This is a genomic window from Acinetobacter sp. TG2027 (assembly GCF_000302435.1).
Classification (GTDB): Bacteria; Pseudomonadota; Gammaproteobacteria; order Pseudomonadales; family Moraxellaceae; genus Acinetobacter; species Acinetobacter pittii.
Genome location: NZ_AMJN01000003.1, coordinates 1 through 12,030, shown reverse-complemented (window position 1 = coordinate 12,030; position 12,030 = coordinate 1). Strand labels below are relative to the sequence as shown.

Annotated in this window: 8 protein-coding genes and 1 pseudogene; 6 read left to right on the top strand and 3 right to left on the bottom strand. The window is 29.6% G+C overall.

The features are described 5' to 3' along the window. The first annotated feature begins 473 nt into the window (after positions 1 to 473). Positions 474 to 1,061 (top strand): recombinase family protein, encoded by a 588-nt coding sequence (locus B806_RS0101225; protein ID WP_017386597.1) that lies wholly within the window; start codon positions 474 to 476, stop codon positions 1,059 to 1,061. 588 nt (positions 1,062 to 1,649) lie between these two features. Further along, positions 1,650 to 2,021 (top strand): hypothetical protein, encoded by a 372-nt coding sequence (locus B806_RS0101220; RefSeq protein ID WP_017386596.1) that lies wholly within the window; start codon positions 1,650 to 1,652, stop codon positions 2,019 to 2,021. A gap of 45 nt (positions 2,022 to 2,066) precedes the next feature. Here B806_RS0101220 and B806_RS0101215 read toward each other — a convergent pair whose 3' ends face one another. Further along, complete coding sequence (locus B806_RS0101215; protein WP_017386595.1) at positions 2,067 to 2,474, bottom strand: hypothetical protein; 408 nt, start codon at positions 2,472 to 2,474, stop codon at positions 2,067 to 2,069. A 661-nt stretch (positions 2,475 to 3,135) separates the two neighbouring features. Continuing rightward, positions 3,136 to 3,727: pseudogene (locus tag B806_RS19085) on the bottom strand (hypothetical protein). A gap of 743 nt (positions 3,728 to 4,470) precedes the next feature. Here B806_RS19085 and B806_RS0101205 point away from each other — a divergent pair. From B806_RS0101205 to B806_RS0101190, 4 genes are all read left to right on the top strand, one after another. Continuing rightward, the gene (locus B806_RS0101205; protein ID WP_017402510.1) at positions 4,471 to 6,129 is read left to right on the top strand and encodes a poly alpha-glucosyltransferase; all 1,659 of its coding nucleotides are present in this window, start codon (positions 4,471 to 4,473) and stop codon (positions 6,127 to 6,129) included. Positions 6,130 to 6,196: 67 nt separating this feature from the next. After that, a complete protein-coding gene (locus B806_RS0101200; protein WP_017387355.1) occupies positions 6,197 to 6,946 on the top strand; it encodes a CatB-related O-acetyltransferase in 750 nt (249 codons plus the stop codon). Positions 6,947 to 6,993: 47 nt separating this feature from the next. Next, positions 6,994 to 8,535 carry a glycosyltransferase gene (locus tag B806_RS0101195; protein WP_017387356.1) on the top strand — a complete coding sequence of 514 codons (1,542 nt, stop codon included), beginning with the start codon at positions 6,994 to 6,996 and terminating at the stop codon, positions 8,533 to 8,535. Beyond that, complete coding sequence (locus B806_RS0101190) at positions 8,505 to 9,569, top strand: peptidase MA family protein (protein ID WP_227505001.1); 1,065 nt, start codon at positions 8,505 to 8,507, stop codon at positions 9,567 to 9,569. The genes B806_RS0101195 and B806_RS0101190 overlap by 31 nt, the downstream gene beginning before the upstream one ends. 133 nt (positions 9,570 to 9,702) lie before the next feature. On the opposite strand, the gene B806_RS0101185 is transcribed toward B806_RS0101190, so the two are convergent. Then, positions 9,703 to 12,030 (bottom strand): ABSDF2314 family large adhesin (locus tag B806_RS0101185; protein WP_017402509.1); only part of this gene is annotated, 2,328 nt, incomplete at its 5' end.

Below are 12,030 nucleotides of genomic sequence, written 5' to 3'. Positions count from 1 at the left end.
AAACGACCACATTAAATAGTTTTAAAACTATGTATTTTATTTTTATCAAAATTAAAAACACAATTAAAAACAAAACACAAAAAAATAAAATTCATTTAAAATCAATTAGATAACAAAAAAACTAGTAATTAGCAGATTGACCCAATAATATTTTGTTACGTCATACACCATTAAATTAATTTAATTAAAAAATAAAACTAGATTTTAATATTAGATTTATATTAAATTCACAAATAATTAAGTAAGGAGATTATTAAAGATGAAAAAAACAAACATCATAGAACTAACAAAATTATTAACTAATATAATAAAGATGATAAAAAAACCTAATAACCCATATAGATTTAAGTATGTATTTAATTAACATGTTTTAAACACTGTATAGTACACTTTTGTGATTTAGTTCATGTTTTTTTTAAAAAAATAAGATGCTAAGATTTGTTTTGTTTTTGTTTAATTTTGGTGTTTTTAATATGCGTACATATGCCTATGTTAGAATAGAGCCTAATTTGCAGTTTGAATTTTCTAGATATATCACCTTTTTTAGTGAGTATGGCTATAAGATTCAAAAGAATAGATTAGTAGTAGAAGAAGTATCGGTTGATAAATCTATTATTTATAGAGATAAATTTCTTAATCTAATAAGTTATTCATTAGAAGAAGGCGATATTTTAGTGATAAAAAGCATGGACTGCTTGGGTAACAGTTTTGAGGAAATTTTAAGTATAGTTGATAAAATTGATCAAAAAAAAATCCGACTAATATGCTTGGATTACTCAAAAAATGAGATTAATGGTGACTTAAAAATTTTCTTTCTACATTTTTTAAAGCTATCAGCTGAATTTGAGAAATTATTTAAGTGTAATAATAAAAAAACCAAAGATCACAACCCGGTAAGAAAAGTTGGTAGACCGGAAATATTAAATAATGAACAAAAAACTAGAGTGATCGAATTGTTTAAAAAAGGCTATAGTGTGTATTCACTTGCTAAAGAATTTTCGGTTACAAGAACAGTAATTCAAAGGATTTTGAACAATGCCACTAAAACTAATATATTGTAGTTACTAGGAATTTTTAAGTTTAATTCTATTAAATAAATATGGAATATATAAAAATGGAATTAGAGATGAGTTACATTTTTTAATAAGGTTGATCTTCTACACCAAATTAATTATTAAAAATTTTAAGACAGACTCAACAACGTATTGATATATACAAACACATTCAAGCTATATTGTTATTCTTAAAATTTATATTATAAATAACTCGTTATAATTCAATATTAAGTTAATTTTGTCTTACAATTTTAAGGATTTTTTTATTTTCATTAATTTTTAATTAATTAAGAGTAGCCAATTAAACAAATCAAAAATATACTTTATTTTCAATTAATTATAAGAAATTTTGTGTAAAAAAATAATTAATGTATATTTACTATTGATTATCTTATATATACAAAGTAAAGTTGCTTTATCGGAAATAATTTAATCAAATTATCAAAAAAAACTTGATAGTATTAATTTATTTCAAACACCAACTTAACACTTTAACTTTTTTAAATTTATGATTTTCATTTTGTATAAATTAACTTAATGCTTTTTAAAGCATTATTATGAAAATTATTTTTTTAGTTATGATAAACATTTAATATGAATGATATTTTTTGGAATTCTCTACCCGGCTCAGCAACCGGTGAGTTTTTTACTCCCGAAGGAATTGGGCCTTTTCCAGCAATTATTATTTTTGATACAGGATTAAAAGAAAGTACTAAAACTTATGCTACTTTCTATGCAAAAAAAATGAAAGAAAGAGGTTTTTCTGTCTTTATAGTAAAATTAAACTTAAGTAAAAAAAATGAAATAGGTTCAGTAATAGAATTTATTTTAAAAAGAAATGAAGTAAACAGTGATAAGATATATTTAATAGAAATTGAAAAAAACAATTTAATAAATCTGAATATAGAATTATATAAAAATTACTTTCAAGCTATTGCTTCAATTAATTATTTTAATTACTTTTAGGAGAGTAAGCTACTAAAGCTTAGTCTCCCTTTATATATTTAATTATTAAAAACCATGGCTAATAGATGATTTAGAAACATAAATTGAATTTTTTGGGTTTGCATCTTCTACCCAGCATGACTTAGAAACATTAATCTCTTCACCACTTACTAAAGTAATTTTTGTCTGTTTCTGATCACTAGTAACATTACTGGCAGCATAATAATGATGTTTATCACAAATTACTGTCTTCTTATGATTACTTGCATATTGAGAGGCTTTATCTTCTGTAACCTCTCCAGTACCAAAGCTCGGTCGGTTTGATTTTTCTGATATTAAATACAATTTATGACTAGCAATGGTATTAATAGAAGGTGGTGAATAAACTGATTGATGACCATATGGCTGATTCACACAACCCGTCAAGATTAGTGTTAATGAAAATACGATTTGGAATAGAAGTAAACTCTTCATTAATTTTAATCCTCATGTTAAATATATAATCATCCATTTTTATAAAATCCATCTTAAATTAAAATTTATAGAATTAGGATTATTAATAATAGATATATTACTACAATAGGTTTAGGCTAAATTCAACTATGTATTCTTAAATTACAATAAAAGAAGTCAATATAATTTTAAATTCTTTATTAATTAAGAAGAGTCCACATCCTGTAAGGTTGTGGACTTAGTGAATATGACCTAAACCTGAAATACGAGGATGGTTTTAATAAACATCCTCAAGATTATATTCACATGAGAACTAGGCTTTATCAATTACAAATTAATTAAGTTCATAATAATTTTTTATGGAAAAAAATTATCTTTATTTTACATACATTAAGATAACCCACAATTTAAAAAGTGTTTTAAAATTATGTTTTAAATACTTAAATTTCAAAAATTATAAAAAATTTGAGAGATAGAATATCTCTCACAATTTATTTTTCATAATTTATAGTTTTTATAACTATATTCATCCTCATCCCAACTTTTATTTCATTTATAAATGATCTATTTAACTAATAATCAACTCAATAGATCAACTTATGGATTCAATGTAAGTTCATCTCTTAATATTTGCGTAAAATTATTTCTCATAAACCAGATAAACCTAATATTACTTTTAGTTCTACGCAAACAATATAGTAAGCTTATAAATTTGCTGCTTGGTCAAGAATATTTAAGGTTGGTAGCCCCCTTGCACACATTCCAGCAATCTTTCTAGCTTTATCTGCCGCATCATGATGAGATCCGTCAATTGCTTGTAAATTTATGATATTTGATGTCCAAGATAATTGAATCAATTTTTCATGAAGTACTTTTTGAGAAACCCAAGGCACAATACTGTCATTTAAATCCCCTACTACAAATACTCTATTCGCTGGGTGCTTAGGTGTAAGTGCTGTTATTGCATCTACAGTTTCAAATAGCCTCGGATCAGGCGTCTTTCCCAATGCTTCAGCCAATATTTTTGGTGACGAAGGGGCTGAACTTGGGATAGCACATAATATATCAGTCCTTTTTGACAATAAGGCTGATACAATATGACCACCACCACTATGCCCAACTAACACATAATTAAGGATTTGATGTCTTTGCTTAATTTTATTTAATGCTTCAGACATTAATAAAGATTCCAATGGCTTTCTAGCACCATTATGTACACCAGATGACCCATAAATCCCTGGACGAGCTACAAAAATATATGGGAAATTATACAACTGAGTGGACCAAACGACTGCTTCATTAACTTTGTCCTGTGGTTTTTTGCTAGTATAGAATGTAAGTTCGTTGTCTCCTACAACTGCTACATCACCAGAAAAATACGCAATTGCTCTATTATTGGTTTGGTTTTCGAGTAATCCGGCAGAATAATACCGTATACATTCCTTATATGAGTAACCATTTAAATTTACTTCAACCCAAACTGTTCTTCCGATTCCCGAATTATCCAATTGTGTACATTGTTCTTGAGTAGAAGTAACAACACTATACGCATCATTTCTGATAAAATTACCATTAGTTAAGTCAATACTAACTGTTGCAGCGAAAGTATGATTAGCAGCTAACAACATCAATAAAGAAATTATTTTTTTCATAATTAACCTTTTAATTCAGATAAACTTTAGATAATTAAATTAACAACCAAGATTAGTTAATACAACAACAAAAAAATAGAAATATTAAAAACCATATAATTCATTTATTTTTATCAAAAAATTAAGCTATATTGCATTAAAAATAAAAATATAAATTATGTTTTAAACCACACTTAAATTAAAACATATGAATTAAATTTCGAATAATTTTAAACACAACTCAAGCCTTAAAATCACTTCTAGTACCACAAAAAAACAAATACAATAACAAACAGAATTAAATATCACTCTATTATTTTTTAAAAAAAGGGATTAAAAACAATTTAATTGTTTTCTAGCCAAGATTAACTTAATTAGGTCATAATATGCTACATCAATTGAAATATTTAGATTTAAGTAATTTAAAGAATCAGATCAGTGAATGGATATCACTATATGATCAGACTGACTCTGATAAAAAAATAGTCTTTATCTCATATGGTTGCCTAGATCAACGTTGTAAAGTTTTTTCAATTGCTAGTTCTGACATACAAAAATTGCAAAAAAAAATAAATAACTTTTTAGAAAAAATTTTTCTTAAAGATAAACGTTATCTAGCCTATATAAAACTTGATATTGCAACTCAAATAGAAAAAAAAAGTTGGACCGATGTTACCAATGATATATCTAATCAAAAGCATAATAATCATTTTAGGAAAGGTATTAGTTTTGATAAAGATTTCAATATATGTTTTTTAGAGCAAGAAATTTATGGGAATGCAATCATACGAGGAATTTCATATGATCAAAAAAATTTTATTGACCAGAATAATTTAAATAATGCAATAAAGAAAAAATATCCTTCTATTCAAAAAGAATTAGAAATTAATAAAATTAAAGATGTATGGCTTTTTGAAACTGAAAGTGTATTTTACGAAAATAGTAAATTCATTAAACTTCAAAGTGGAGGTTGTGAAAATGGGGTTAGGTTCATTGATAAAAATGATAAATCTCATATTAAAGAAATAATTAATAAAAATGCTAGTTTTCTAACCAGTCAAATTTTAGAAGATGGGAAATTTATCTACGGCTATTTCCCTGCATTTAATAATGAAATTAAAAGCTACAATACAATACGGCATTGCACTTCAATTTATTCACTTTTAGAAACTTTTGAGATTGAAGAAAACAATCAATATTGGTCTAAAATTCACTTAGCTATTGATTATAGCATCAAAAATTTTTATAAATTAATAGATGAAGATACAGCTCATATGATTGATGGAAATGACAACAATTATGAGATCAAGCTTGGTGCGAATGCAGCTACTATTTTAATGTTAACAAAATATCAGGAAATTACTAAAAATAAAAAATATCTAGAATATGCAGAAAAAATAGCAAATGGAATTCTTCAAATGATTGATAAAACAGGAAAAACCACTCATATTTTGGAGTACCCATCCTTGTCTATTAAAGAAAAATTTAGAATTGTTTATTATGATGGCGAAGCTGCACTGGCACTCTTAAGGCTTTATCAGTTAAATAATAATAAAGTTCTTTTAGATACTGTTAAGTTAATGTTTGATAACTTCATATCTAATTCATATGAAAAATATCATGATCATTGGTTAAGTTATTGTACGAATGAATTAACAGTAGTATGTCCAGAAGTTAAATACTATCAGTTTGGTATAAATAACTATTTAAATCATATGGACTTCATTAAAAATCGTAAAACAGTATATGCTACTTTCCTTGAGATGATGATGTCTGCTTATAAAATGGTAAACCGCCTAAGTGAGCAAGGTCATGAAAATCTATTTAAATCTTCTAAATTCAAAGAATTAAAATCTCTTATTCAGTTACGTGCTGAATTTCAACGCACAGGTTTCTTCTATCCAGAAGTAGCCATGTATATGAAAAATCCTAGGTCTATATTAAATTCTTTTTATGTAAGGCATGACCGTTTTCGTACCCGTATTGATGATCAAGAACATAATTTGTCAGGTTATATTGCGTACTATTTGTATTTCAAAGATTAACTTGGAATTTTAATTATAGATTTTAAAATATCAAAAATTTTTTAATAGATTAATTAAAGGTATCTTTATGAATGAAGAAATATTTACTTTATCAAATGAAACAATAAGTGTTGAATTTTTTAAAATTGAAGAAAATCTTAAAAAGCTCAATATAAATATGTTTTTCCTAAAAAAAAATCCAAATCGGCTTATTACATTAAATAATGATTTGAAACTTGAAGGACATAATAATTTTTATAATAGTGTTTTAAGCCTTTGTACAATTGGTGCTTTCTCATATTCATCCTCAAATCTTGGTTATGGTGTTTCTATTGGCCGCTATTGTAGCTTAGCTAGTAATATTAAAATTATGGGTGCTCATCACTTCACCGATTGGGTTTCTACTTCTCCTCACTTTTATACTGAAGATTATCATGATACTGACCCAGTATTAGTCACCCATAATTATAGAAGTCGGCGTAATGTTACTATCGGAAATGATGTTTGGATAGGAGCTGATGTAGTTTTAAAAAATAATATTAAAATTGGTGATGGAGCAATAATTGCTTCTAATAGTGTTATTACAAAGAATGTAGAACCATATACTATTGTCGGTGGTAATCCTGCTAAATTAATTCGTAAAAGATTCGAAGATAAAATTATTAATGAATTAACGAATTTAAAATGGTGGAAATTTCATAAAAATGATTTAAAAGGTCTAAATTTTACAGATCCATCTGATTTCATAAAAAATTTAGAAAAAAGAATTTATATAGAAAGATTAAATGAATACCACCCACCAATTTTTACAAAAAATGATTTACTGAAAGCATCTTAAGCAAACAAATCTTTTATGTTGTATAACTTATAAAATGGTTATTTATTATGAAATCTCAATATTTTTTTCTATTTCCAAAAATTGACCAAAAGAAAAATGGATTGGTTTTTGCTCTTTTAAAGCGCGCAAAAATACTAAATGAACAATTAGGTATTAGCCCCACAATTATTACTACTGAATATGATCGCTCACTTGCAGAAAATTATTGGAGCCTTATATCTACAAACTTAGCTCCTCCTTCTATTGGATATCTCAATTTATATGGTGATTTTCAAGGAACTCATCTAAAACTAGCTAATAAAAAAATTCATAGCCCTATGGTAGAAATGTTTAACAGTAACATTTTAAAAACTATAATTCCTTTCACCTACAATCAACGTTTTCATGATAAAAATAATAAAAACTATTTGTACGAAATACGGCAAAATGACTCTCCTACTTTAAGTTATGTGAATACTTTCAAAAAAGGTGTAAAAACAGGACGAATTATTTATGACTCTTATGGTTATCTTAGTTGTATTCAAGTCATCAACCCAGAAAATCAAATGATAATAACTGAAACTTATTATCATACAGAAGGTTATCCAGTTATTATAAAAAATTACCAACTCAACGAAAAGAATAAAAACATTGTTTCAAATATTTTTTTATTTAATAAACAAGGTGTTATTAATGAGGTTTTTGATACTGAATCTCAGCTCATTCAGTATTGGTTCTTAAAAATCTCTCAACTTTATAAAAATGATCTGATGTATATTCTTATCGACCGTGCAATTCATTTCTATGAACCACTTAGAGAGATAAAACAAGAAAACATGCGATTTATTGGGACAATTCATGCTACCCATCTAAATGGTCATGATATTCAAAATTCTACAATTAATCGTCATTATCGTAGCTATTTTAAATATAGTAATGAATTAGATGCACTAGTAATCTTAACTGAACGCCAAAAACAACATATTCAACAGCGCTTTGGAATGGAAGAGAAATTATTTGTTATTCCACATATATATGAAAAATCTATTGACCATGTCAATTTTTCAAACAGAGACCCAATGTTTTGCTTAACTATTGCTAGATATGATAAAGCGAAAAATTTAGATAGCTTAATTAGAATTTTTAAAAAAGTTGTAGAAGTAATCACCAATGCTTATTTAAACATTTATGGTTTTGGAAGTGAGCATAACTTCTTACAAAGTCAAATTGATGAACATCAGTTAAATAACCATATTAAATTGATGGGCTATAATGAGAATACTGATGCTTTATATAATAAGGCAAGCTTATTCCTTTTTTCTAGCCGATCTGAAGGTTTCGGTATGGCAGTTTTAGAAGCCCTATGCCATGGCTGCCCTGTCGTGAGTTATGACATCGATTACGGACCATCAGACATGATTAATCATGATGAAAATGGCTATTTAGTTACTTTTCAAGATGAAGAATTATTTGCACAGAAAGTAGTTTCTTTATTAAAAGATGAACACAAACGGCTTAAACTTAGTGAAAATGCATATGCATGTAGTCGACTCACAGATCAAAAACAATTTGCCCTAAAATGGCAAGAGCTTTTCCAGGCTATTCAGTAATGTTTTTTATGCATAAAAAAACTTTGGTTTTATTATTCTCTACATTTTGTGTATCTACTTATATTCATGCAAAAACTGATTGTTATTCAAGTAGCCCTCCTGTTGTTAAACAACTTGATCAAGTCTATTATGGCATGAATAATCTGCGTATTTTTTATACTACATCTGGTGATAATGCTTTAAAACTTCAATTGGATAAAAATCTAAATCATATTCCTGACTATGTAGAAAATATTGCTATTCAAGCAAATACCATACGGAAAGCTTGGTCCGTTTTAGGCTACCAAGATCCTTTGAATAGTCCACGCTATAAAAATAACGTCCAATATATTGATATACAAATACAGAAGCTTGATGGGCTCGGACTAGCTTATGATGAGCCCCATCGACATTCCAATAATCCATTAAAAAAAAATGCTTGTGCTCTAATTATTCTTATTAGCAATAATATTCCAAATCTAACTACTGACTCTTCATTAATAGCACATGAATTATTTCATCTTTATACCTATGGTTATACGATGTTTAAGCAACCTTGGCTGACAGAAAGCTTGGCAGCTTGGTCAGAAGGGATTATCAGAAAAGATAAGTTTGGTACATATGGACAAAGAAATTTGCCGAAAAATGAAGAAGATTTTGACAAATACATCTTGCAAAGAACTTATAGGACATCTCAATTATGGAACCGTCTTACTACACTTGTAGATACATCTGATGGAAAACTATTTTTACCCTCTTCTCTCATAAAACAGAGATACACTGATGGACAACCTGTTTTTCAAGATCAATATTTAAAAGGAACCGTCTTTATGAAAAAGTTTCTCGAAAATCTTGGAAGACAAGATCAACAAATTTCTATTTTAAATAATTGGAATTTATATCATTGGAAAGAAATTGATCAAAATTCAGCTCATTTCAACCAAAAAGTTTTAAATACTTTATTGATAACTCTAGAAAAAACCAACGAAAGCAATATAGAGAAAAATAAATTTCAAAGTCTCTTAAAAAAAGTTATTAAAAATAAAAAAATCTAGTTAATTTTACTTTCAAAAATATTAAATAAGCCATTTACTGCGACTAATGCTTTTAAAAACTATTTTTAAATAAAAAAAGAGAAGGCACTTATGCCTTCTCTTCTATTTACAGTTTTCTATCAACAACAATCAATTAAAACAACAACTGATTATTATTCAATAACTCATCCAGTGTTGTATCTGTATTTTTCAATACAATGAGATCAGTTGAGTTATATGTATTTCCAGTACCATCTCGATCAATACTAATCAAAGTATTACCCGCACCGTCAGAAGTAACAGACACATAATTAGAGATATTGCTTGCATTAGCACCATTTAACAATGAACTAATATCAACTTTATCACCTTGTGCCAAATTAAAGTCAGTCCATTCATCCTTACCATTGCCACCTGTTGCATCAGCAGCGTTCAGTAAGTTATAGACAACTGTATCTGCACCAGCTCCAGTAGTAATAATGTCGTGGCTAGCGGTACTGATGGTCTCACTACCAATATTCACGGTCAAAGTTGCAGGTGTACTTTCATCACCTGTTGCAGCAACCAGTTTATAGTTCAATGTAGCGACATCACCAGAAGTAGCAGAACTATTTGCTGTGAACGTATATGTTCCATTTGCCGAAACAACGAATGTACCATCCTCAACCGTGATTGTTTGACCATTCGCTTGTACATATGTACCAGGCGAAGTTTCTACAAATACTTTTGTACTTGCTCCACCCGTTACATCTACACCATTACCAGAATCATCTGTTAACAAGTTACCCGTAGCAGTTACCGTCGCGCCATTACCAACGAATTGGTCATAATGTGTGAAAGTAGCATTTACAGTAGTGTTGACAGTAGTTGTATTCGTTCCAGCAATCAGAGGAATATTAGATTCTGTGCTACCAAACACGACACGCCATTGACTAGCAGTGTCTGATGCAGAAACCTGATAAGAGCCACTGATCAACACAGTACCGCCAGCATCACCTAAGATTGGTGATGAATGTACAACAGAAGCTGATGCTCCAGGTTGAGTTGTCCAAACACCATTCACAAGTTTTTGCACTTGATAACTGAAAGTATCACCATTAGCAGAGCTATCGAGGATACCACCTTGTGTAGTTACAGAGAAATTAAGCGATGCGGCAGTATTTGCAGCGACATTAATCACATCGCTCGTATCACTACCAGCAACTGAAGTAGCAGCACCAAATAACGGTTTCGTACTACTTGCAGCCATACTACCCGTATCAACAGTTGTATTAGTTGATGGAACTAACGTAATCGCAGCTGCTGCTGTATTATCAGTTGCCGTCAACTCTACTACACCATCTTGAGTTGGATCTTCTGGCCATGTGATATCAAGATCATTTGTATCAATGCGAACATTTAAAGTCGCTGTATCTTGATGCCCGTCACTATCCTGAATGGTGTAAGTGAAACTATCTACTTTACCTAGACTATTTGGAATGGTGAAATCACGGATGTATTCATAATTACCATTCTTATCAATAAACAACTCACCATATTCACCTTGAATACGAGTAAATGCTTCACTGTCTTGTGGTAGAGCAGTTGTCACACCATCTTCATTAGCAACACTGATAACCGTTGCTGTTTCACCAGCATGAATCACATCAGCAACGTCCGTTGGATTTTCAGGATTATTTGCTGTAATCACATTACCTTTCGCAACGACATCACCATAATCACTCAACACCTCGTTGGTAACAGAAATTGAAGCAATACCAATTCCTGTAACTTGTACGCCCTCACCTGGAGTTAATACAAGTGCATATTGTCCTTCAGGTAGATTACTGATGGATGCTCCTCCACCCATAACTCCACCAATGAATCCAACCATAATACCAGCGTTGTCTATTTTGCTGTACAGTTCATACCCACCAGTATTCTCGTTATAACGAAGAATATTAAGGTCATAAGAACCAATACCACCACCTATTAGAACTCCACCAAAAGATACATCAAACGATGCAATTCCACCTTCAGGTACAGTCACTGTAATTGGTGTTTGACCTTTCAAGTCAATAATTGGCCCAATCAATGATAATGATGGGAAGGTTACTAACGCACCACCCGGAATATCAGGATGAGTTACTACAGGATTAACCTCACTTAATACCGTAGCAATATCATCAATAGCATCAATGAAAACTGGAACTATAGATGTGACTGGTAATGAAGTATTACCTGCTGCATCTGTCGCTGTTGCTGTTACAACATCGCCAGTTACTAATGTGCCAGGATTAGCTACAGACCAAGTACCATCACCTTCTGTAGTAGTAGTAATGGTACTACCATCTGGGAAGGTTACAGTTACTGTTGAACCTGGTTCTGCCGTACCTGTGATCGGATCAACATCATCCAATTCATCAATAGCAATTACTGGAGGTACAGTATCTACAACTTCCGTTGCCGGTACTGATTCATTACCTGCTGCATCTGTCGCTGT